This is a genomic window from Nonomuraea sp. B12E4, assembly GCF_039871825.1.
Lineage (GTDB): Bacteria > Actinomycetota > Actinomycetes > Streptosporangiales > Streptosporangiaceae > Nonomuraea.
In genome coordinates, this window is the sequence record NZ_JBDPME010000001.1 from 189,471 (window position 1) to 211,276 (window position 21,806).

General features: G+C 72.9%; 16 protein-coding genes. 13 read left to right on the forward strand and 3 right to left on the reverse strand.

Annotated elements, in window-relative coordinates:
* Nucleotides 1-81: 81 nt before the first annotated feature.
* On the reverse strand, nt 82-231 hold the full coding sequence (locus ABGB18_RS00860; RefSeq protein ID WP_347693310.1) for a hypothetical protein: 150 nt from the start codon (nt 229-231) through the stop codon (nt 82-84).
* A gap of 79 nt (nt 232-310) precedes the next feature.
* On the reverse strand, nt 311-2,122 hold the full coding sequence (locus tag ABGB18_RS00865) for a CocE/NonD family hydrolase (RefSeq protein WP_347693311.1): 1,812 nt from the start codon (nt 2,120-2,122) through the stop codon (nt 311-313).
* Between the two features lie 454 nt (nt 2,123-2,576).
* Here ABGB18_RS00865 and ABGB18_RS00870 point away from each other — a divergent pair, with 454 nt between their 5' ends.
* The 7 genes from ABGB18_RS00870 to ABGB18_RS00900 all read left to right on the forward strand — a co-directional run bounded on the left by ABGB18_RS00870 (nt 2,577) and on the right by ABGB18_RS00900 (nt 16,029).
* Nucleotides 2,577-5,366 carry a BTAD domain-containing putative transcriptional regulator gene (locus tag ABGB18_RS00870; RefSeq protein WP_347693312.1) on the forward strand — a complete coding sequence of 930 codons (2,790 nt, stop codon included), beginning with the start codon at nt 2,577-2,579 and terminating at the stop codon, nt 5,364-5,366.
* Nucleotides 5,367-5,423: 57 nt separating this feature from the next.
* Complete coding sequence (locus ABGB18_RS00875) at nt 5,424-6,269, forward strand: molybdenum cofactor guanylyltransferase (protein ID WP_347693313.1); 846 nt, start codon at nt 5,424-5,426, stop codon at nt 6,267-6,269.
* A 68-nt stretch (nt 6,270-6,337) separates the two neighbouring features.
* On the forward strand, nt 6,338-8,137 hold the full coding sequence (locus tag ABGB18_RS00880; protein WP_347693314.1) for an aldehyde ferredoxin oxidoreductase C-terminal domain-containing protein: 1,800 nt from the start codon (nt 6,338-6,340) through the stop codon (nt 8,135-8,137).
* Between the two features lie 85 nt (nt 8,138-8,222).
* Complete coding sequence (fdhF, locus tag ABGB18_RS00885) at nt 8,223-11,150, forward strand: formate dehydrogenase subunit alpha (protein ID WP_347693315.1); 2,928 nt, start codon at nt 8,223-8,225, stop codon at nt 11,148-11,150.
* Nucleotides 11,151-12,896 carry an NAD(P)H-dependent oxidoreductase subunit E gene (locus ABGB18_RS00890; protein ID WP_347693316.1) on the forward strand — a complete coding sequence of 582 codons (1,746 nt, stop codon included), beginning with the start codon at nt 11,151-11,153 and terminating at the stop codon, nt 12,894-12,896.
* On the forward strand, nt 12,893-14,113 hold the full coding sequence (gene glp, locus ABGB18_RS00895) for a gephyrin-like molybdotransferase Glp (protein ID WP_347693317.1): 1,221 nt from the start codon (nt 12,893-12,895) through the stop codon (nt 14,111-14,113). The genes ABGB18_RS00890 and glp overlap by 4 nt, the downstream gene beginning before the upstream one ends.
* Entirely contained in the window at nt 14,110-16,029 is a 1,920-nt protein-coding gene (locus tag ABGB18_RS00900; RefSeq protein ID WP_347693318.1) for a molybdopterin biosynthesis protein, read from the forward strand. The genes glp and ABGB18_RS00900 overlap by 4 nt, the downstream gene beginning before the upstream one ends.
* A gap of 46 nt (nt 16,030-16,075) precedes the next feature.
* On the opposite strand, the gene ABGB18_RS00905 is transcribed toward ABGB18_RS00900, so the two are convergent.
* Nucleotides 16,076-16,753 (reverse strand): GntR family transcriptional regulator, encoded by a 678-nt coding sequence (locus ABGB18_RS00905; RefSeq protein ID WP_347693319.1) that lies wholly within the window; start codon nt 16,751-16,753, stop codon nt 16,076-16,078.
* Between the two features lie 103 nt (nt 16,754-16,856).
* Between ABGB18_RS00905 and ABGB18_RS00910 the strand changes: the two genes are divergently transcribed.
* The 6 genes from ABGB18_RS00910 to ABGB18_RS00935 are packed head-to-tail and all read left to right on the forward strand — an operon-like array spanning nt 16,857 to nt 21,741.
* Nucleotides 16,857-17,645, forward strand: a complete 789-nt coding sequence (locus tag ABGB18_RS00910) for an FAD binding domain-containing protein (protein ID WP_347693320.1) — start codon at nt 16,857-16,859, stop codon at nt 17,643-17,645.
* A gap of 56 nt (nt 17,646-17,701) precedes the next feature.
* The gene (locus ABGB18_RS00915; RefSeq protein ID WP_347693321.1) at nt 17,702-18,190 is read left to right on the forward strand and encodes a (2Fe-2S)-binding protein; all 489 of its coding nucleotides are present in this window, start codon (nt 17,702-17,704) and stop codon (nt 18,188-18,190) included.
* Nucleotides 18,187-19,575, forward strand: coding sequence for a molybdopterin cofactor-binding domain-containing protein (locus tag ABGB18_RS00920; protein ID WP_347693322.1), 1,389 nt, complete (start codon nt 18,187-18,189; stop codon nt 19,573-19,575). The genes ABGB18_RS00915 and ABGB18_RS00920 overlap by 4 nt, the downstream gene beginning before the upstream one ends.
* A 2-nt stretch (nt 19,576-19,577) precedes the next feature.
* The gene (locus tag ABGB18_RS00925) at nt 19,578-20,588 is read left to right on the forward strand and encodes a molybdopterin cofactor-binding domain-containing protein (protein WP_347693323.1); all 1,011 of its coding nucleotides are present in this window, start codon (nt 19,578-19,580) and stop codon (nt 20,586-20,588) included.
* Complete coding sequence (locus tag ABGB18_RS00930) at nt 20,582-20,884, forward strand: EthD family reductase (RefSeq protein ID WP_347693324.1); 303 nt, start codon at nt 20,582-20,584, stop codon at nt 20,882-20,884. The genes ABGB18_RS00925 and ABGB18_RS00930 overlap by 7 nt, the downstream gene beginning before the upstream one ends.
* Nucleotides 20,881-21,741, forward strand: a complete 861-nt coding sequence (locus ABGB18_RS00935) for a MoxR family ATPase (RefSeq protein ID WP_347693325.1) — start codon at nt 20,881-20,883, stop codon at nt 21,739-21,741. Before ABGB18_RS00930 ends, ABGB18_RS00935 begins: the two co-directional genes overlap by 4 nt.
* Nucleotides 21,742-21,806 lie beyond the last annotated feature (65 nt).

The following is a 21,806-nucleotide window of genomic DNA, read 5'->3' on the forward strand; positions in this document are numbered from 1 at the left end:
GGCAGTGCCGCCGGCGCGATCGGTGCGTGGGCGAGGAGAACCGCACCGGCCGACATTGACCGGAGACGACGCCGGCCCGGGTCAGTGGCGCCGCGACCGCCAGCGGTTCAGCAGGCGCCGGGCCTTGTCCCGCGTGCGGGGGTCGCGGGCCATGCGCTTCGCCTTCTCGACGTTCTGCCTGCCTTGGGGGCTGCGCAGATAAGCGCGCACCCGATCCATGAATGTGGCCATGCGCGTGTCCCTACCCCGTCGGCCCGCATGAAAGCCGGCTTCCCGGCACCCGTTGGGATGGGTGCCGGGAAGGGGCTGGTCAGCGCCAGAGCTTCAGCGGGAAGGTGCCGCGGCCGACGTTGGTCAGCGTGGTGGCGTTGGAGGCGAGGTAGGCGTCCAGGTACGGCGAGCGGTCGCCCTGCGTCGGCCTGTCGAACCGCGGGGCCAGCACGTCGAGGGACAGCCCCGCGTCGGAGATCCTGATCGTGTTGCCCGAGGGCACGTCACGCCAGCGGCCGGTGTCGATGGTCCCGATCTGCACCCCCAGCCGGTGCCCCGGCTCGATGGTCCAGTCGGTCGACTTCAGGTCGAAGGAGATCCGTCCCCTGCGCTCCAGCAGGGCGACGTTCTCGTTGAACATCGTCGCCGTGCCGTCCGGGGCGACGTCCCACAGGCGGACCATCACGTTGCCGTTCGTGCTCGCGTCGAGCCTGATCTCCGGCGTGCCGGTGAGCCGGAGTTTCTGGGACGCGGGCGTGGACCAGGTCCAGAAGCTGGTGTCGGTGGTCTCGGTGGCGCCGCCCCGCCTGGCCGCGCTCGCCTCGGCTTCGGACAGCGGCTCGATCCGCGGCGCGTTCTCCATGTCCCAGCGGCCGTCGTCCGCTCGGGCGGCCGCCGCCGGGGCGCCGCCGTTGTCGACGTACCGGCCGGAGGAGAGCCGCGCGTCGTACGACGTCGTGACCACCGGCCAGGTGCTCTGGGCGCGCCAGTTGCCGAGATTGTCCTCGACGGCGTACTCGGGGTCGGTCACCGACGGGCGGACCCCGCGCAGGTACTGGTCGTAGAAGCGCATCACCTCGTCGAACCAGCCGGCACGGCCCTGGAGCAGCCGGCCCTCGGAGTCGGTGTCGTTGCCCCGCACGTGCTCCCACTGGCCGACCCAACCGCGTTCCCGGCCGCGGTGGTTGTCCAGGTACTCCTCCATGTCCTCGGGCTTGGTGTTGGGCTCGATGAACCCCTGGGTCACGAACAGCGGGGTGTCCGTGCCGGCCGCGCCGGCGGCCAGGTTGCGGGCCCGCCAGTACGCCGAGTGCAGGTCGGGATTGTTGTTGTTGGTGAGGTTGTCGCTCAGGCACTCCGGATGGCTGTCCTCGTAGGCCGCGTTCGCCTTGTACCGGTCGCTGTCGTCGGTCAGCGCGGGGATCGTCGCGATCGAGTTGTACGCCTCCGGCGTGCCCGTGACGTTGGGCCGCGGGACCTTGTTGCTGAAGAGGTAGTTGTACATGTTCCAGACCGGTTCCTGGGCGACGACCGCCTTCAGGCTCTTGATCCGGAGGTTGTTGCCCACCAGGCCGGTGACGGCGTCATATGACTTGCCGTACATGCCGACCTTGCCCGTCGACCAGGGCTGCCTGGCCGACCACTCGATGGCGGCCCGGACGTCGGCCTGCTCGCCCGGGCCGACCCAGTCCAGGCACCCGGTGCTGCCGCCGAAGCCGCGCAGGTCCACCATGACGAAGGTGTAGCCGCGCGCCATCAGGCCGGCGCCGTCGATGAAGTCCTGGAAGCGCGAGGAGGGCCCGACCCGGTCCCATCCTTCGGAACCCGTCTGCCCGGCGTGCGCGAAGTACGGGCCTATCGAGAGGATCACCGGGGTCTTCGCGTGGGGCGGCAGGTGGGCCGGGCGCAGCACGTCGGCGTGCAACTCGACGCCGCTGTCGTCCGCGGACGGGAAGTACGCCTCCGTCCACGCGGCGCCCTCGGGAACCCGCGGGTTCTCCTCGTGCGTGACCGGGTCCCCGGGTGCCGCTCCGGTCTGGGCCGCCGCGGGTAAGCCGCCCGCGGTCAAGGTGGTGATGGTGACCAGAGCGCCGGCCGTCACAGCGGCCGACGCTCTCCCGCGAATGTTCATGGACACTCCCGTGATCATTGAGGGCTGCCATCGGAGAGTAACGATTTTCGCCGGGCTTGTCGCCACTTGACCTTTGGGCGGTTCGGGGCTCAGACGCCCTTCCGCGCCACTGACTCCCTCACGAACAGCCGGACCCAGCGCGGCATGCGACAGACCGCGCCGGCGTCGCGTCCGGGACCCGCCGCGCACGCGCGTACCGAGAGGTCACCCACCGTCAGCTCGTCGAGCGGCAGCCGGTCGCCGGCCGGCCGGTCGCCGGCCGGCCGGGCGGCGAGCCCCGCACCAGAGGATTGTTCGAGCCGCTACCGGCCTAAACTCGGATGAACATGGCAGGCGTCGCCGCGACCACACCGCATCCGTGGCTTCATGTTCCGGCGGCGTCAGCGGCGGGGTTGCCTGTGCGATGGGAGGTCGGGCATGGCCGGAGCGTCTCCCGGGACGGCTGCGGGACTGCATGGCTGCTGAGATCAGCTTCGGCATCCTCGGGCCGTGGGAGGTCCGGATCGGCCGTGACGTGCTGACCCTGCCCGTCGGCCAGCAGCGGACGGTCCTGGCGTCATTGCTGCTGTCGGTCGGGGAGTCGGTGTCGACGCGCATGCTCGCCCGGCGGCTCTGGCCGGACCAGGGGCCGGACTGGCCGCAGGGAGCGGTGCACACCTACGTCACCAGGCTGCGGCGGGTGATCGGGGCGGAGCTCATCCAGACGTGCCCGGACGGCTACCAGCTCAAGGTGGAGGCCGGCACGGTGGACCTCCACCGCTTCCGCGACCTGGTGCGCCGCGCGGACGCGGCCGCCGCCGCGGAGGAGGAGCTGGCCCTGCTGCGCGAATCGCTGAAACTGTGGCGTGGCAGGCCCTTCGGCAATTCCCGTGGCGCCTGGCTGGAGCAGGAGGTCATCCCGCTCCTGACCGAGGAGTGGTTCGCCGCCACCGAGCGCCGGATCGACCTGGAGCTGGCCACCGAGCCGCCGGGGCACCTCATCGCCGAGCTGTCGGACCTGACCCATCGCTACCCGACCCGTGAGTCGCTGTGGGCGCGCCTGATCACCGCCCTGCACCGCGGCGGCAGGCGGGCCGAGGCGCTGAGCGCCTATCAGCGCGTCCGTACGGTGCTGAGCGAGGAGCTCGGCCTGGACCCCGGCGAGCAACTGGTCCGGCTGCACCAGACGGTGCTCATGGGCGAGGCCGCCGACCATCCGGGCATCACGCCCGTCCGGCGCGAGACGCCCAGACCCCGGCAGTTGCCGCACGACATCGTGGGCTTCACCGGCCGCGGCCAGGAGCTCGCGGCGCTGGAGCGGCTGCTGTCCGGAGCGTCGGCACCCGGCCGGAACGGGCGTGCCCCGACGGTGGTGGCCATCGACGGCGCGCCCGGCGCGGGCAAGACGACGCTGGCCGTGCACTGGGCGCACCGCGTCGCCCACGCCTACCCCGACGCGCAGCTCTACCTCAACCTGCGCGGCTACGGCCCGACCGGCCCGATGACCTCGGCCGCGGCGGCGGAGAGCCTGCTGCGCCGCCTGGGCGTGGTCAGCGAGGCCATCCCCCTCGACGTGGACGAGCGCTGCGCGCTGCTGCGGACCATCCTCGCCGACCGGCGCGTGCTCATCCTGCTGGACAACGCCCGCGACGCCGACCAGGTACGCCCCCTGCTGCCGGGCACCAGCGGCCTGGTCATCGTGACCAGCCGCAACCAGTTGCGATCCCTGTCGATCCGCGACGGCGCCCACCGGGTCACGCTGGGCGCGATGCCCGAAGCGCAGGCCATCGAGCTGCTGGCGGCGACCGTCGGCTCGGCCCGGGTCGCCCGCGAGCCCGAGGCGGCCTCCAGGCTGGTCGCGCTGTGCGACCACCTGCCCCTCGCCCTGGCCGTCGTCGCCGAGCGCGCCCAGCGCGCCGCCACCCTCGGCGAGGTCGTGGAGGGGCTGGAGGACGAGAAGGCCCGCCTCGACAACCTGGGCACCGGCGAGAGCGATCCGAACACCGACCTGCGCGCCGTCCTGTCATGGTCGTACGGGGCGCTCAGCGCGGAGGCGGCCGCCACGTTCCACGCGCTCGGCCTGCAGCCCGCCGGGGACATCGCGCTGGAGGCGGCCGCGGCCCTGGCCGGGCGCTCGCCCGCCGAGGTCGAGCGCAGCCTCGACCAGCTCCTGGCCGCGCACCTGCTGGAACAGCGCCTTCCCCGGCGCTACCAGTTGCACGACCTGATCCGCCTGTACGCCGTGGACCAGGCCCGGCGGCACATGCCGGAGGAGGAGCAGCGGGCCGCCGTCCGGCGGCTGCTCGACCACTACCTGTTCACCGCCGTCAGCGCCGACCGGCAACTGCTGCCGGGCCGCCGCCGCGACTTCGTCGCCCCGATGCGGCCGCACCGGCCCCCGCCCGTCTTCGCCGACGCCGGCGAGGCGCTGGCCTGGCTGGAGGTCGAGTTCGACTCGCTGCGGGCGGTGACGTCGTGGGCGGCCGCGAACCCGTCGTGGGCCGGCTACGCCTGGCGCACGACCATGGCCATGACCAGCTTCTTCGACGCCCGCATCCCGTGGTCCGACGGCCTGGACTTCCTCATGCTGGCGGTACGTGCGGCGCGAACCGCGAACGAGCCCACCGGTGAGGCATACACCCTCAACTCCGTGGGTTGTCATTACTCCGACAGGGGCGATGTCGCGCTGGCGGAGAGATTCTTCCGCGACGCGCTCACCCGTTTCGAGTCGGCCGGGCACGTGCACGGCGAGGCCATGGCGCTGGGAAATCTCGGCATGGTCCTCGGCGAGGCCGGACAGTACGATCCGGCGGAGCGCCACCTGAGGCGCGCGCTGGAACTGCACGAGCGCAGCCGATACCCCCGCGGCATCGCGCTGGTGCTGGACAATCTGGGGATCGCCCACACCGTGGCGGGCGACTACCAGCGCGCGGTGCCGGCCTTCCGGCAGGCCCACGAGATCCTCGTCCAGGTCGGTGACGAGCCCTCCCTCGCGCAGTGCCTGCGGAACATGGGCCGCGCCTACGCGCTGATCGGCGACGTCCGCAACGCCGTCCGCGCCTTCCGCCAGGCCATCGAGGTCTTCCGCCGGATGGGCAACCAGCGCTGGGAGGCGGTCACCCTCGCCGACCTCGGCGAGGTGCTCAACGGCAGGGGGCACGCCATGCTCGCCCGCGGCATCCTGCGGACGGCCCTGCGGATGATGACGGATCTGGCCGACCCCCGCGCCCACGACCTTGAGGCGGTCCTGGCGACCACCACCTGAGCCCGTGGAGCGGTCCCCCTGGCGAGAGCGATCGGCGGCGTGGCCTAGCATGCGGACATGCAGAATGCTGCGGGCGTCGTGCTTGCGGGCGGGCGCTCCACCCGGATGGGGCAGCCGAAGGCGTGGCTGGAGTGGCACGGTTCGACGTTGCTGTATCGCACCACCGCGATGCTCGCCAGGACCGTCGGCGGCCCGGTCGTCGTGGTGGCCGCCCCCGGGCAGGAGCTGCCGCCGCTTCCCCCGGGAGTCCACGTGGCCGAGGACCCGGTCGAAGGGCTGGGCCCCATGCAGGGCCTGGCCGTGGGGCTGGCGGCGGTGGCCGGCCGGGCCGAGACGGCCTTCGTGTGCTCCACCGACCTGCCGTTCCTCCATCCGGCTTTCGTGCGCCGCGTGCTGCGCGGGCTGGGCCCGGGCACCGACGTCGCGCTGCCGGTGGCACGCGGGTTCCGGCAGCCGCTGGCGGCCGCGTACCGGACCGCCCTGGCCGGGCTGATCGCGGATCTCCTCGCCGAGGGCGACCTGCGGCCGGGCATGCTCTTCAAGCACTGCCCGGTGGTTCAGCTCGGCGACGAGGAGCTGCTCGCCGACCCCGGCCTCGCGCGCCATGATCCGGCGCTGGAGTCCGTGGTGAACGTCAACACCCCCGAGGACTACGCCGCGGCCCGCGACCGGCCGCCACCCGAGATCACGGTCGAGTGCTTCGGCGCGCTGGCGCGGAACGGCGGGCACCGGCCACGCGGCGTCCGGGCCGCCACGCTTGGAGCGGCGGCCACCGCCGCCGGGCTGGCGCTGGACCGGCATGTCGTGGCCGCGCTCAACGGCGATCAGGTCACCCGGGACGAGGCGTTGCCCCTGGTCGCGGGGGACACCGTCGCCTTCCTGTCCGCCGACGCCGGTGGCTGAGGCGCCTGGCGGGCAGCCACGACGGCCCGGGCGCAGGTCACTGGCCAGGTGGGTTTAAAGTCTGAATTATGACGCCTGGTGGTTTCTTCGGGCGGGCACTGCTCGTCGATCTCGACGGCCCGGAGGCGACGGGAGCCGCCCTCGAGCTGAGCGAGCGGGTGCTGCGGGCCTACGTGGGGGGCGTAGGGCTCGGCACCTGGTTGCTGCACCGGCTGGCCCCTGCCGGCATAGATCCGCTGTCTCCCCGGGCGCCGCTGGCCTTCGTCTTCTCCTCGCTGGTCGGGACCCCGCTGACGACCAGCGCGAAGTTCGCGGTGGTGGCCAAGTCACCGCTGACCGGGCTGCTGACCGACGCCCTCGCCTCCAGCCAGTTCGCCATCGCCGGCAAGCTCACCGGGCATGACGCGATCGTGATCCGCGGTCGCGCGGACGAGCTCTCGGTGCTGCTGATCGACGGCGACGGCGTACGCCTCGAACCGGCGCCGGAGCTGGCCGGGCTGACGGCCGCGGAGGCCGAGCACGCGGCGAGGTCCCGGTTCGGCCGCACCTGGCGCACCGCCGCCATCGGCCCGGCCGGCGAGCGCCAGGTGCGATACGCGACGATCAGCCACGACGGCCGCCACGCCGGACGGGGCGGCCTGGGCGCGGTGCTGGGCGCCAAGAACCTCAAGGCCGTGCTGGTCAGATCGGCGACCAAGGTGTCGGTCGCGGACCAGGCGGGCGTCCTGGCCGCCGCGCGTGACCTGCGCAAGCGCAGCTTCGGCCCGGCCACCGCGAAATACCGGGAGCTGGGCACGCTGGCCAACCTCCTCGCCTTCAACGCCGTCAGCACTCTGCCCACCCGCAACTTCACCGCGGCGACCTTCGAGGGCGCGCCCCAGCTCGCCGCCGAGGAGCTGCACGAGCTGCGCGGGGTGGCGCGCAACAGTTGCGCGTCGTGCTCCATCGGCTGCGAGCACATCTACTCCCGCAAGGGCGGGGGAAAGCAGCGGATGGAGTACGAGAACGTCTTCGCGCTCGGCCCGCTGTGCGGGGTGTCCGACCCCGACGACGTGTTCGCCGCCAGCGCGCGATGCGACGAACTGGGCATCGACACCATCTCCGCGGGCGGCACGATCGCCTGGGCCATGGAGTGCGTCGAGCGTGGCCTCATCGACGAGCCGTGGCTGCGGTTCGGCGACGGCGCGGCGCTGCTGCGCGCCCTGGACGCGATCGGGACCAGGGCGCCTGGCCTGGGGGAGCTGCTCGCGCAGGGGTCCCGCCGGGCCGCCGAGGTGGTCGGGCACGCCTCGATCGACTTCGCACCGCAGGTCAAGGGGCTGGAGCTGCCCGGCTACGAGCCGCGAAGCCTGCAGTCGATGGCGCTCGGCCTCGCGGTGAACGCCAGGGGAGCCGACCACAACCGGTCGGGCGCCTACGAGGCCGACCTGTCGGGCGAGCTCGACCGGCTGGACGGCGGCGCCGCCCACGTCGCCGCCGCGATCGACACCGAGGACCGCGCCGCGGTCATGGACTCGATGATCCTGTGCAAGTTCCTGCGCGGCGTCTTCGAGGACCCCTTCACGGAGTGGGCCGGGCTGCTCACGCTGGTCACCGGCTGGCGGCTCGACGCGGCCGAGCTGCGGGAGACCGCCCGGCGGATCGTCCGGGCCAAACGCGCGTTCAACCTGCGCGAGGGGGCCACCGCGGCCGACGACACGCTTCCGGCGCGGATGCTGGAGACCCCGCTGGAGCTCGGCTCGGGCCGCCGGGCGGTGCTGGACGCCGGCCGGCTGCGCTCGATGGTCGCCGGTTACTACGCCGCGCGTGGCCTCGACGGGGAAGGCCGCGTGGCGGCGGCCGATCTTGAAGATTTGCTGTTGGACTAACTCGGGGTAAATTGTATGCCGTATTCTGTATGCTCGCTATCGTGGGACTGGCGGTGCTGAGATGACGACTCTCGAAGAGCCGATAATGGCCGTACGGACTGTGGCCGTCGAGATCGACGGCCACGAGCTGACCGTGCCGGAGGGCACCAGCATCTACGACGCCGCGAAGCAGGTGGGCGTCGACATCCCGGTGCTGTGCCACAACGAGCGCTACGACCCCGTCGGCGTGTGCCGCATGTGTGTGGTGGACACCGGCGGCCGGGCCTTCGCGGCGGCGTGCGTACGTCCCTGCGAGGACGGCATGCAGGTCAAGACCAGCACTCCGGAGCTGGAGCGCAACCGGGCCACCCTGACCGAGCTGCTGATCTCCGACCAGCCGGCCCGCGCGGAGGACCCGAAACAGACCACCACCGGCGACAACCTGCTCCTCGACCTCGCCGACCGGTTCGACGTGGCCAAGGAGACGACCGACCTGCCCTGCGGCTCGGGCCGGGGACTCGACTCCTCCAACCCGGTGATCGAGGTCGACCACGACGCGTGCATCCTCTGCGACCGCTGCGTGCGGGCCTGCGACGACATCCAGGGCAACGACGTCATCGGCCGCTCGGGCAAGGGCTACTCGACCAGGATCGCCTTCGACCTCAACGACCCCATGGGGGCGAGCTCGTGCGTGACCTGCGGCGAGTGCGTGCAGGCCTGCCCCACCGGCGCCCTCACCAACAAGGCGATCAACAACATCCCCATCCGGCCCCGCGAGGAACTGGACGCGGTGGACAGCGTGTGCCCGTACTGCGGCGTCGGCTGCGCGCTCACCTACTACGTCGACCGGTCGCGCGGCGCGATCGCCTTCGCCGAGGGCCGTGACCAGCCGGGCTCGAAGAGCAGGCTGTGCGTCAAGGGCCGGTACGGCTGGGACTACGCGGCCTCGCCGCAGCGGCTCACCGTGCCCCTGATCAGGAAAGAGTCGTCCTACCCCAAGGGCCCGCTGTCGGCGGACGTGCGCGGCGACGCCTACAACGACCGGGGACGCGCCGGCGGCGGCGACCGCAGTGGCGGCGGCCGCGGCGCGAAGCTCAGCAAGAACGGCAAGGACGGCCGCCGCAAGCCCGGCGGCCTGGTCGACTACGACGAGGTGTTGCCGCACTTCCGCGAGGCCACCTGGGAAGAGGCGCTCGACCTCGTCGCCCGGCGGCTGCGGGAGATCCACGCCGAGCAGGGGCCCGGCGCCATCGCCGGGTTCGGCTCAGCGAAGTGCTCCAACGAGGAGGCCTACCTCTTCCAGAAGCTGATCAGGGCCGGGTTCGGCACGAACAACGTCGACCACTGCACCCGGCTCTGCCACGCCTCGTCGGTGGCCGCGCTCTTCGAGGGGGTCGGCTCCGGCGCGGTGTCGACCACGTACGGCGACGTCGCCAACGCCGACGTCGTGATCATCACCGGCTCCAACCCGACGGCCAACCACCCCGTCGCCAGCTCCTTCTTCAAGCAGGCCCGCCGGCGCGGCACGAAGATCGTCTACGTCGACCCCCGGGCCAGCACCGTGGCCGAGCACGCCGACTACTACTGCCAGGTCAAGCCCGGCACCGACGTGGCCTTCTACAACGGGGTCATGCACGAGGTGATCAGGCTCGGCCTGATCGACCGGGAGTTCATCCAGGCCCGGGTCTCCAACTTCGAGGAGCTGGCCCGCACGGTCAACGACTACCCGCCCGAGCGCGCCGCGCAGATCACCGGCGTGGACGCGGACCTGATCCGGGAGGTCGCCCGGGTCTGGGGCGAGGCCAAGGCCGGCGTCATCTACTGGGGGATGGGCATCTCCCAGCACACCACCGGCACCGACAACGCCCGCTGCCTGATCGCGATGTGCTCGATCACCGGCAACGTGGGCAAGCCGGGCTCCGGCCTGCACCCGCTGCGCGGGCAGAACAACGTGCAGGGCGCCTCCGACGCCGGGCTGATCCCCATGTTCTACCCCGACTACCAGGGCGTCGACGTGGAGGGCACCCGCCGGCGGTTCGAGGAGGCCTGGGGCACAAGGCTCGACCCCGAGCGCGGGCTCACCGTCACCGAGATCATCGGCTCGGTGCTCAAGCCCGGCGGCGTGCGCGGCATGTACATGCTGGGCGAGAACCCGTTCCTGTCCGACCCCAACATCAACAAGGTGCGCAAGGCCCTCGGCGCGCTGGACTTCCTCGTGGTCCAGGACATCTTCCTGACCGAGACCGCGGAGTTCGCCGACGTCATCCTGCCGGCGTCGTCGTACCTGGAGAAGGAGGGGACTTACACCAACACCGACCGCCGGGTGCAGCTCGGCCGCAAGGTGATGGACCCGCCGGGCCAGGCCCGGGTGGACTGGGAGATCGTCCAGGACCTCGCCCGCCGGATCGGGCTGGACTGGTCGTACTCCTCGCCCAGCGAGGTGTTCGACGAGATGGTCGCGCTCATGCCGTCATATGCGAACCTGCGCCACGACAACCTCGGCCTGAGCGGGAAGCTCTACCCGAACGACGATCCCGAGCACACCGACGGGACGGTGGTCATGTTCGACGAGCGGTTCAACACCGACGACGGCCTGGCCCACCTCGTCCCGGCGCAGTGGCTCCCGGCGAAGGAGCTGCCCGACGCGGAATACCCGCTGGTGCTCAACACCGGGCGGCTGCTCGAACACTGGCACACCGGGTCGATGACCCGCCGGTCGTACGCGCTGGACGCCATCTCGCCCATCGCCGAGGTGTACATGCACCCCAAGGACGCCGCCGACAGGGGGCTGTCGCACGGCCAGAGGGCCCGGGTGCGGTCCCGGCGCGGGGCCATCGAGCTGCAGGTACGCGTCTCCCACCGGGAGCAGCTCGGCAACTGCTTCATCCCGTTCCACTTCCGGGAGGCGGCGGCGAACCTGCTGACGATCGACGAGATCGACCCCTACGGCAAGATCCCCGAGTTCAAGTTCTGCGCGATTCAGGTCGAGGCGTTGAGAGACGCGGACCCCGTCAGCGACATGGGAAGTGTCTGAATGACCCTGAGTTTCGAGTTGGGACGTCCCCGGGTGCCGGGCGTGGAGGCGCGGGCCGGGAAGTTCCCCGGGCCGTCGCTGATCCCGGCGCTCAACGCCATCCAGGAGCGGCTGGGCTGGCTGCCCAGGGAGGAGCTCGAGGAGCTCTCCCGCACCATGCGGCGTCCGCTGTACGAGATCGAGGGCCTCATCTCGTTCTACCCGCACTTCCGGACGACCCCGCCCGCCAAGGTGGCGGTCAGCGTCTGCCACGACCTGTCGTGCTGGCTGCGCTCCGCCGACGACCGGATCGCCGAAGTGCGTGACCGCTACGGCGACGACACCGAGATCGAGCTCGTCGAGGTGTCCTGCCTGGGCCGCTGCGACATCGCCCCGGCGCTGGCCGTCAACGAGCGGCCCGCGCCGGTCGCCGAGGTGGACACGCTGGTCGGCGCCGCGCGGGAGGGCGAACTCGGCGAGGCGGCCGTCACCGGACGGGCCGAACCCTGGCCGAACGATCCCTACCCCGCCGGATCGGACGTCTCCGCCCGGTACGCGAGCCTGCGCGCGCTGCTGTCCGGCGAGGTGACCGCCGAGAGCGTGGTGGCCACGCTGGAGGCCTCCGGGCTGCGCGGGATGGGCGGCGCCGGGTTCCCCACCGGCAGGAAGTGGGGCCTGGTGGCCGCCGCCGAGCCGGGCGGCGTCACCTACGCGATCTGCAACGCCGACGAGTCCGAGCCGGGCACCTTCAAGGACCGCCAGATCCTGACCGACCAGCCGCACCTGGTGATCGAGGGCCTGCTGCTCGGCATGGCCGTGGTCGGAGCCGAGCAGGGCTGGATCTTCATCCGGCACGAGTACGGCCCCGAGGAGCGTGTGCTGCGCGCGGAGATCGAGGCGCTGCGCGCGGCCGGCGTGGTCGGCGCGAACGCCTGCGGCAGCGGCCGCCGCCTCGACCTCGACATCTTCGTCTCGCCCGGCGGCTACATCCTCGGCGAGGAGACCGCGCTGCTGGAGTGCATGGAGGGCCACCGCGGCGAGCCGCGCAACAAGCCGCCCTTCCCGGGCACCTACGGGCTGCACGGGCGCCCCACACTGATCAACTCGGTGGAGACCTTCGCCGACGTGCCGGTGATCCTGCAGCGCGGCGCCGGCTGGTGGGCGGAGCAGGGCGAGGGCGACTCCGTCGGCTGGAAGTTCTTCGCCGTGTCCGGCCACGTGGAGCGTCCCGGCGTCTACTGCGTGCCGATGGGCACGACCGTACGCCGGCTGATCGACGTCGCCGGCGGCGTGCTCGGCGGCGCCCAGGTCGGCGCCGTGCAGCCGGGCGGCGCCTCCAGCAACTTCATCGGCCCCGACCAGCTCGACCTGGCGCTGGACTTCGGCACGCTCGCCGAGGCCGGCACCATGCTCGGCTCCGGTGCCCTGGTGGTGCTCGCCGAGGGCACCGACCTGCTGGCCGCCGCCACGAACGTGCTGCGGTTCTTCCGCAACGAGTCGTGCGGCAAGTGCGTGCCCTGCCGGGTCGGCTCCACCAAGGCGCACGAGCTGCTGCGCGGCGTGCTGGACGCCGGCTCCGCCACCCTCGACGAGGCGGGGCGGGGGCGGATCCTGCAACTGGAGGAGACCATGCGCAAGACGTCGATCTGCGGGCTCGGGCAGGTGGCGCTGGGACCGGTGGTGTCCGTGCTCGGGCTGGACAAGGGCGGCGCGGCGGCCCGCCCGCAGCCGCGCCCCGAGGGCTCGAAGGAGCAACCGGACCGTTGAGCGGCAGGGAGTTCTTCACCGCCCGTACCCTCGCCGAGGTCCTGTACGGATTCCGGCCCGCTCACCGCACGCCCGTGGAGCAGGTCCCGCTGTCGGCTGCGCTGCGCCGGGTGCCCGCCGCGGACATCACGGCGCCCGCCGCCCTGCCCGGTTTCGCCCGTTCCACCGTGGACGGGTTCGCGGTGCGGGCGGCGGACACCTACGGCGCCTCCGACGGGCTGCCGTCCTACCTCGACCTGCTCGGCGCGGTGCGGATGGGCGCCGAGCCCACCGTGGCGGTACGCCCCGGCGGATGCGTCGCCATGCCGACCGGGGGAGTGCTCCCGGCCGGCGCCGACGCGGTGGTGATGGTCGAGTACACCGCCGAGACGATGCCGGGCACGATCGAGGTCACCCGCCCCGTCGCGCCGGGCGGCGGCCTCGTCCGCGCCGACGAGGACGTGGCGGCCGGCGGCGTGCTGGCGCCCGGCGGCCGGCCGCTGCGCGCCCCGGACCTCGGCTTCCTGGCCGCCGCCGGGGTGACCGCGGTCGCCGTGCACCGACGCCCCCGGGTGGGGATCATCTCGACCGGCGACGAGGTCGTGCCGCCCGGCACCGCGGAGCTCGCCCCCGGACAGGTGCGCGACGCCACGGCCTCCGCGCTGGCCGGGCTGGTCGCGGACGCGGGCGGCGAACCGGTGATCGCGGGCATCGTCCCGGACGAGCCCGGCGCCCTGAAGGACCGGCTGGTCGAGGTCGTGGCCGAGGCCGACCTGGTCGTCGTGTCGGCGGGCTCGTCGGTCGGCGCGCGGGACGAGACGGCGGGCGCGGTGGCCGACGTCGGTGACATCTGGTGCCACGGGATCGCCATCAAACCGGGCAAGCCCACCCTGCTGGCCGAGTCCGCCGGGATCCCGATCATCGGGCTGCCGGGCAATCCGCTGTCCGCGCTGGTCGTGTTCGGGCAGGTCGGGGTGCCGCTGCTGTGGCGCATCGCCGGGTGTGAGAGCCCGCCGCCGCCGCCGAGCACGCGGGCGCGGCTCTCGCGCGACCTGGCCTCGGCGGCCGGCCGGCTCGACGTGGTCCAGGTCACGGTCCGGGACGGCGTGGCCGAGCCGATCTTCGGCCCGTCGGCGCTACTGTCGGTGCTGACCCGCGCCGACGGTTACGCGATCGTGCCCGAACCGGCCACCGGCCTGGACGCGGGCACCGAGGTTGAGGTCATCCTGTACCGATGAGCGCAGTCAGTCCCTTCGTCTCCGATGTGCCCGCCGCGCGGGCCCACGCCGTGTGGCGCGAGGCACGCGCCGCGGCGGGATGTCCCGCCCGGGCCGGCGTGGCACGGGTGCCGGTCGGTGCCGCCGTGGGCCGGGTGACGGCCGAGCCGGTGTGGGCGTTGCGGTCCTCGCCCGCCTTCGACTCCGCGGCCATGGACGGCATCGCCGTACGCGCCGCCGACACCGCCGGCGCGGCCGAGACCAGCCCGGTGCTCCTCGCCGCGGGTGACTTCGAGGTCGTGGACACGGGTGACCCGTTGCCCGGCGGATACGACGCCGTGGTGATGCGCGAACACGTGCACCGCACCCCGGCGGGGGAGGCCGAGCTCCGCGCGGCCGTACCGCCGTACCAGCACGTCCGCTCCATCGGGGAGGACATCAGCGCCGGTGAGCTGCTGCTGCCGGAGGGCCACCGGCTGCGGCCGGTGGACGTCGCCGCCTGCGCCGCGGCGGGGGTGACCGAGCTCGGCGTCCGGAGCGTGCCGCGCGTGGTGATCGTGCCCACCGGTGACGAGATCCGCCCGATCGGCGCGGAGCTCGCCCCCGGTGACATCCTCGACACGAACTCGATGATGCTGGCCGCGCAGGCCCGCGAGGCGGGCTGCGAGGCCCGGGTCACCGAGATCGTCCCCGACGACCCCGAGACGATCACCACGGTGCTCCGGGCGGCCACCCGCGACGCCGACCTGGTCCTGCTCATCGCGGGTTCGAGCGCGGGGCGCGACGACTACACCGCCCGCGTGGTCGCCGGAGCCGGCGTCGTCGCGGTCCACGGGGTCGCCGTGCGGCCCGGCCATCCGGTCGTCCTCGGCGCGGTCGCGGAGACGCCCGTGATCGGCGTTCCCGGCTACCCGGTGTCGGCGGCGCTGACGTTCGACATCTTCGCGGCTCCGCTGCTCGCCGAGCTGGCCGGCGCCGCGCCGCGCGAGCGCCCCACGGCCACGGCGCACCTGGCCAGGAAGCTGCCCTCCGCCATCGGCATGGACGACTGGGTGCGGGTGCGCCTGGGGCGGGTTCGGGACCGGCTCGTGGCCACCCCGCTGCCGCGAGGCGCCGGTGTGCTCACCTCGCTCGTACGCGCCGACGGCCTGCTCGTGGTGCCGGCGGGCGTGGAGGGCCACCACGCGGGGGAGCAGGTCCAGGTCGAGCTGCTGCGCGGGCTGTCCGAGATCGGCCGGACCATCGTCGCGATCGGCTCGCACGACATGGTGCTCGACCTCGCGGCCTCCGCCCTGCGCGCCGCCGACCCGCTGATCACCCTGGCCTCCTCGAACGTCGGCTCGCTGGGCGGCCTCGTGGCGCTGCGCGACGGCCTGTGCCACCTGGCCGGGTCGCACCTGCTGGACCCGGCCACCGGCGAGTACACCCTGCCGTACGTGGACCGGCTGCTGGGCGCGGACGCCGACGTCGCCGTGGTCCGGCTGGTCCACCGCGACCAGGGGCTGATCGTCGCGCCCGGCAACCCGCTCGGGCTGACCGGGATCAAGGACCTGACCAGGCCCGACCTGCGGTACGTGAACCGGCAGCGCGGTGCCGGTACGCGGGCGCTGCTCGATCACGTGCTGGCCGGTCTCGGCATCGACCCGGCGGAGGTGCCCGGCTACTCCCGCGAGGAGCACACCCACCTGGCGGTGGCGGCCGCCGTGGCCGCGGGACGCGCGGACGCCGGGCTGGGCATCCTCGCCGCCGCCCGCGCCTTCGGGCTCGACTTCGTGCCGGTGGCCCAGGAGCCCTACGACCTGGTGCTGCGTACCGGCGCGTTGTCCGATGAGGCGCTGGCCCCGCTGTGGGCACTCCTGGAGCGGCCCGGCTTCCGGGCCGAGGTGGAGGCACTGGGCGGATACTCCTGCGCCGAGACCGGCCGCCGCATCCGCTGACCGAGCGCCCCACGACGGCGGAGGGGTCCCCGGCCGGGGTGACCGGTCAGCCGGTGGCGGAGTCCCGGGTGCGGCCGTGGGCGTCGTGCGGGAGGTCGGCGTAGTGCCACTGGTGGTCGCGGGCGTGCCGGCAGGCCGTCTCCAGGTCGCCGTCCTCGATCGCGGCCAGCAGCCCGGCGTGGTCGCGGACGATGTCGTGCAGGTCGACCTCGGTGGCGACCATCGTGACCGACGTGCGCGCCTCGATCTGCAGCCCTTCCCAGGTGAGCTTCAGCAGCTCGTTGTGCGCGGCCTCGACGATGCGCCGGTGGAAGGAGACGCTGGCGCGTGCCGAGCCCTCGTCGTCGCCGCGTTCGGCGGCCTCCCGCATCGCCGCCACGTCCGCCCGCAGCGCCTCCACCGGCACGGTCCCGGCCAGCAGGGCGAGCCGGGTGGCCGTCTCCTCCAGCGCGGCGCGTACGACGTAGCTCTCGCGCAGGGTCTCCTGGACGAACGGCCGGACGAAGGTGCCCCGGCGCGGCTGGGTCTCCACCAGCCGCATGGCCTCCAGCTCGCGCAGCGCCTCGCGGACGGGGGCCTGGCTGGTGCCATAGGTGGCCGCGAGCCGCGTCTCCACCAGCCGCTCTCCGGGCCTGACCTGGCCGGAGACGATCCGGCCGACCAGTGAGTCGCGGATCTGCCGCGCCAGCGTGAGCCGCGGCAGCTTGGCGGGCTCTTCGGTCATGGATCGATCCTACCGATTATCGATGGAACAAGATCCCTTGACGCGCCTCTGTCGATAATCAATTATCGATAATTATCGCGTCCGAAACCCCGGGAGGCCGCACATGGTGATCCAGGCGGTGCACGTGCCGGAGTCCGTCGAAGCCGTGGTGAGCCACTCGGCCAGGGGCGGACTGCTCATGGGCGGCGGCACGGTCGTGATGCCGCTGGTCAACGGCGGGTCCGCGGGCGTGACCGAGCTGGTCAGCCTGCGCCGCGCGGGGATGGGCGGCATCGAGGTGCGCGACGGGGTGGCCACGATCGGGGCGGCCGCCACGCTCGCCGCCGTCGGCGCCCATCCCGGCCTCGCCTTCCTGCGCCCGGCGCTGCGCACGATCGCCTCCCCGACCATCCGCAACCAGGCCACCGTGGGCGGCAACCTGTTCGTCGCGCAACCGTACGGCGACCTGGCCGTCTGCCTGCTCGCCCTGGACGCGACCTGCGAGATCGCCGGCCCGGCCGGCCGCCGGGAGGCCCCGGTGGCCGACGTTCTGTCCGCCGGGATCGCGCCGGGCGAGGTCGCCGTCGCGGTACGGGTCACGCTGCCGGAGCCGGGTACCTGGCACTACCACAAGGCCATGCGCCGCCGCCTGAACTCGGCCGCCGTCGTGACCGTCGCCTCCGTCACCTCGGCCGGCGACTGCCGGATCGCGCTGGGCGGCGTCGCCCCGCGTCCGGTCCGCGCGGTCTCCGCCGAACGCCTGCTGCGCGGCCGGCCGCTGACCCACGAGAGCCTCACGGAGGCGGGCGAGGCGGCCCGCGCCGACATCGACCCCTTCGACGACGCCTACGCCAGCGCGTGGTACCGGGCACGTGTCCTGCCCGTGCACCTGCGCCGTGCCTTCCTCCCCTGAGGGCTCCTCCCCTCGGGACTCCTCCCCGCGAACTCATCCCCGGAAGAGGTGGGACCGTGCCGTCACAGATCGTCTCGCTCGTCGTCAACGGTGAGCGACGCGAGTTCATCGCCGCGCCGGGAGCCACACTGCTCGCCGGCCTGCGCGAGGCGCTGGGGCTCACCGCCGCCAAACGCGGCTGCGCGCAGGGCGCCTGCGGCAGTTGCACGGTCCTGGTGGACGGCCGGCCCGAGGCCGCCTGCCTGGTCGCGGTGGAGACCGTCGCCGGCGCCTCGGTCGGCACGCTGGAGGGGGTCGGCGCCGGAGGCGACCTGGACGAGGTGCAGAGCGCCTTCGTCGACTGCTTCGCCACCCAGTGCGGCTTCTGCACCTCCGGCATGATCATGGTCGCCGAGGCGCTGCTCGATCGCGACCCCGACCCGAGCGAGGCGGACGTCATCGAGGCCATCTCGGGGAACGTCTGCCGGTGCACCGGCTACCGGCCCATCGTGCTCGCCATCCTGGAGGCGGCCCGGCGGCGCCGCGAGCGGGCGGTGGCGCGATGACGTACCGGCTCGCCCCCATCGACACCGGCACCTTCGCCGCCGAGCGGAACGGCGGCGACTTCACCGTCATCGGCTCGGTGGTACGGCGCTCCGACGCGCGCGGGCACGTCACCGGGCGGACCGAGTTCTTCGAGGACGTGGCGCCGCCGCGGCTCGCGCACCTGAAGATGCACCGCTCGGCCCGGCACCACGCGCGGATCAGGGACGTGGACCTGACCGGGGCGCTGGCGGTGCCCGGCGTGCTGCGCGTCCTCACCCACGCCGACGTGCCGAACAACCTCTACACCGTGCTCAAGCTGATCGGGGTGCAGCCGGACGACGAGCCCGTCCTGGCCGTGGACAAGGTGCGCTACCTCGGCGAGCCCATCTGCGCCGTGGTCGCCGAGACCGAGGCGGCCGCGCTGGAGGGCGCGGCCCGGATCGAGGTCGCCTACGAGGACCTGGAGCCGGTCTTCGACGTCGAGGAGGCGCTGAAGGAGGGCGCGCCGCTGGTCAACGAGTACCAGGGGCAGAACCACTTCGTCTACGAGGGCCACCACTGCCGGCGCATCCGGTTCGGCGACGTCCAGGAGACCTTCGCGCGGGCCGACCACGTCTTCGAGTGGCGCTACCAGTCGGCGCCGATCGAGCACGCCCCCGTCGAGACCACCGGCTGTGTCGTCGTCCCGCAGGCCGACGGGCGGCTGCGCATCCACTCCGACACCCAGGCGTGCTTCTTCACCCTGGACAACACGGCGCTCATCCTCGGGACGCCGTTCAACAAGCTGCGCATCGTGGGCGGAACGGTCGGCGGCGGTTTCGGCGGCAAGGTGGACGTGGTGGTCGAGCCGATCGCGTGCGTCGCCGCGATGGCGATCGACCGCCCGGTCAAGTTCGTCTACGACCGGGCCGAGGAGATGCAGGTCTCCTCGCCCCGCGCGGCCGAGCGCATCTACATCAAGGACGCGGTCATGGACGACGGCCGGATCATCGGCCGCCAGGTCACCCTGTACGTCGACGCCGGCGCGTACGCCCGGCACACCCCGTACGGCACCACCAAGGCCGCCGCCCACCTGCCAGGCCCCTACGCGATCCCGAACGTGTGGGCCGACTGCCACTGCGTGTTCACCAACCGCACGCCGTCCAGCGCCATGCGCGGGTTCGGCGTGACCATCGCCGACTTCGCGCTGGAGTCGCAGATGGATCAAATCGCCCGTGCCCTCGGCATGGACCCGCTCCAGCTCCGGCTGATCAACGCCTACCGCGACGGCGACCTCAAGGCCCACCGCAAGGTCGCCGAGGGCACGGCCCTGGTCGAGGTGATCCAGAAGGCGGCGGAGCTGGCCGGGCACGAGCTGCCCGAGGTCTTCCGCCGGATGTCCTCCACGACCCGAGAGGGGCTGTAGCGATGGCCAGGCTGCGTGGCCGGGGGTACGCGTCGGTGAACTATCCGACCGGCATGAACCTGGGCGGCGACCCCTCGCAGGCGCTGATCCACGCCACCACCACGGGCACGTTCGTGATCTCGCTGTCCTCGGTGGACCTGGGCCAGGGCATCAAGACGATCGCCGCCCAGTGCGCCGCGGAGACGCTCGGCCTGCCGATCGAGAACGTCCTGGTCGACACCGCCGACACCGACACCGGCCCGCACTGCATGGGCACCTTCGCCAGCCGCGGCACCCACCGCGTCGGCAACGCCGTCATCATGGCGGCGGCCGAGGCGCGCGGCGTGATGCTGGAGGTCGCCGCCGAGGAGCTGGAGGTGGACGCCGCGGACCTGGAGACCGACGGCACCGGCCACATCCTGGTCAAGGGCGCGCAGGACAAGCGCATCCACGTCACCGACCTGGCGCTGGCCGCGCACTTCAGGCACGGGCGGACGATCTCCGGCCGCGGCATCTACCTCAAGGAGCCGAGCACGCCGGTGCCCGAGACGGGGGAGATGGACCCCGACTCCTGCCAGGCGCACGCGTGCACGGTCGCCGTCGTCGAGGTGGACGACGAGACCGGGGTGGTGGAGGTGCTGGAGCTGTTCAACACCTACGAGATCGGCCGGGCGCTCAACCCGGCCATGGCGACGCAGCAGGTGGAGGGCGGGGCGTGGATGGGGTTGTCGCACGCCCTGTTCGAGACCACCGAGCCGTACTATCCGGCCCGCGACCACGGGCCGCGCGACTTCGCCGGTTACCTGATGCCGGGGCCCGCCGACCTCCCGGTACAGCACAGCCTGCTCCTGGAGCGCCCGGCCGGGAACGGGCCCTTCGGGGCGAAGGGGATCGGCGAGATGACGGCGAACGCCCCGATCCCGGCCATCGCCAACGCGATCTTCGACGCCTGCGGCGTGCGCCTGACGTCGATGCCGTTCACCCCAGAACGCGTCCTGCGAGGGCTGGACGCCTTGAAGGAGGAACCATGTTGAAGGTCATTTCGCTGCTCAAGCGGGCTGAGGGCATGTCCCATGAGGAGTTCGCGAAGTGGGTGGTGGAGGAGCACGTGGACTTCGCCAGGAAGCTGCCCGGCCTGCGCAGGTACACGGTCAGCGTGAGCAACGGCGCGGACGGGGCGTACGACTCGGTGAACGAGCTGTACTTCGACGACGAGGAGGCCCGCGCCGCCGCGTTCGGCTCCGAGCACGGCAAGGCCGCGGCGGCCGACGCGGCCGCGCACACCTCGCAGCGCGTCCACCTGCTGACCACCGAGCACGCGCAGCTGTGACCCCCGACCCCGGCGAGCTGTCGGCGGCGCTGGCGGGGCAGGGGTACTTCGCGGACGAAGGGCTGTGCACGGCCATCCACCTGGCGCTGCGGCTGGGCCGGCCGCTGCTGCTGGAGGGCGAGCCGGGCGTCGGCAAGACCGAGGTGGCCGCGGTGCTCTCGCGCGTCACCGGCCTGGAGCTGATCCGGCTGCAGTGCTTCGAGGGGCTGGACTCCGGCCAGGCCCTCTACGAGTGGGACTACCCCAAGCAGCTCCTCCAGGTCCGGGTGGCCGAGAGCCGCGGCCAGGAGGTCGGCGACCTGTACCGCGAGGAGTTCCTGCTGCGCCGGCCGCTGCTGCGGGCCGTGCGGGCGGAGCGGGGGGCGGTGCTGCTGATCGACGAGATCGACCGGGCCGACAGCGAGTTCGAGGCGTTCCTGCTGGAGTTCCTGGGCGACTTCCAGATCACGATCCCGGAGCTGGGCACCGTACGGGCGGGCACGCCGCCGATCGTGGTGCTGACCTCCAACCGGACGCGCGAGCTGCACGACGCGCTCAAAAGGCGCTGCCTCTACCACTGGATCGCCTTTCCCGAGCCGGACCGGGAGCGGGAGATCCTGCGGGCCTCGGTGCCCGGGCTGGAGGAGCGGGCGGCAGACGGGCTCGTCCGGGCGGTGCAGCGCGTACGGCGGTTGCCGCTGCTCAAGCGGCCCGGCATCGCCGAGTCGGTGGAATGGGCCCGCGGCGCCCTGGCCCTGGCGGAGGGCGGCAGCCCGTGGCCGGTGGCGCTGCGCCGGGCCCTCGGCCTGCTGATCAAGGACGAGGAGGACACCCGGCTCCTCCTGGGCCATGCCGAGGAGCTGTTCACCGATGCCTGACCCGAGCGCCGGTCCCGTGCCTGCCGGTCCCGCAGCGGCCGGTCGCGCACCGGCCGGTCCCGCCC

Coding starts and splice junctions, on each gene's coding strand:
- fdhF (WP_347693315.1), top strand. CDS start 8,223: ATGGCCGTACGGACTGTGGCCGTCGAGATCGACGGCCACGAGCTGACC.
- ABGB18_RS00890 (WP_347693316.1), top strand. CDS start 11,151: ATGACCCTGAGTTTCGAGTTGGGACGTCCCCGGGTGCCGGGCGTGGAG.
- ABGB18_RS00930 (WP_347693324.1), top strand. CDS start 20,582: ATGTTGAAGGTCATTTCGCTGCTCAAGCGGGCTGAGGGCATGTCCCAT.
- ABGB18_RS00880 (WP_347693314.1), top strand. CDS start 6,338: ATGACGCCTGGTGGTTTCTTCGGGCGGGCACTGCTCGTCGATCTCGAC.
- ABGB18_RS00865 (WP_347693311.1), bottom strand. CDS start 2,122: ATGAACATTCGCGGGAGAGCGTCGGCCGCTGTGACGGCCGGCGCTCTG.
- ABGB18_RS00900 (WP_347693318.1), top strand. CDS start 14,110: ATGAGCGCAGTCAGTCCCTTCGTCTCCGATGTGCCCGCCGCGCGGGCC.
- ABGB18_RS00875 (WP_347693313.1), top strand. CDS start 5,424: ATGCAGAATGCTGCGGGCGTCGTGCTTGCGGGCGGGCGCTCCACCCGG.
- ABGB18_RS00910 (WP_347693320.1), top strand. CDS start 16,857: ATGGTGATCCAGGCGGTGCACGTGCCGGAGTCCGTCGAAGCCGTGGTG.
- ABGB18_RS00905 (WP_347693319.1), bottom strand. CDS start 16,753: ATGACCGAAGAGCCCGCCAAGCTGCCGCGGCTCACGCTGGCGCGGCAG.
- ABGB18_RS00860 (WP_347693310.1), bottom strand. CDS start 231: ATGGCCACATTCATGGATCGGGTGCGCGCTTATCTGCGCAGCCCCCAA.
- ABGB18_RS00920 (WP_347693322.1), top strand. CDS start 18,187: ATGACGTACCGGCTCGCCCCCATCGACACCGGCACCTTCGCCGCCGAG.
- ABGB18_RS00870 (WP_347693312.1), top strand. CDS start 2,577: ATGGCTGCTGAGATCAGCTTCGGCATCCTCGGGCCGTGGGAGGTCCGG.
- ABGB18_RS00925 (WP_347693323.1), top strand. CDS start 19,578: ATGGCCAGGCTGCGTGGCCGGGGGTACGCGTCGGTGAACTATCCGACC.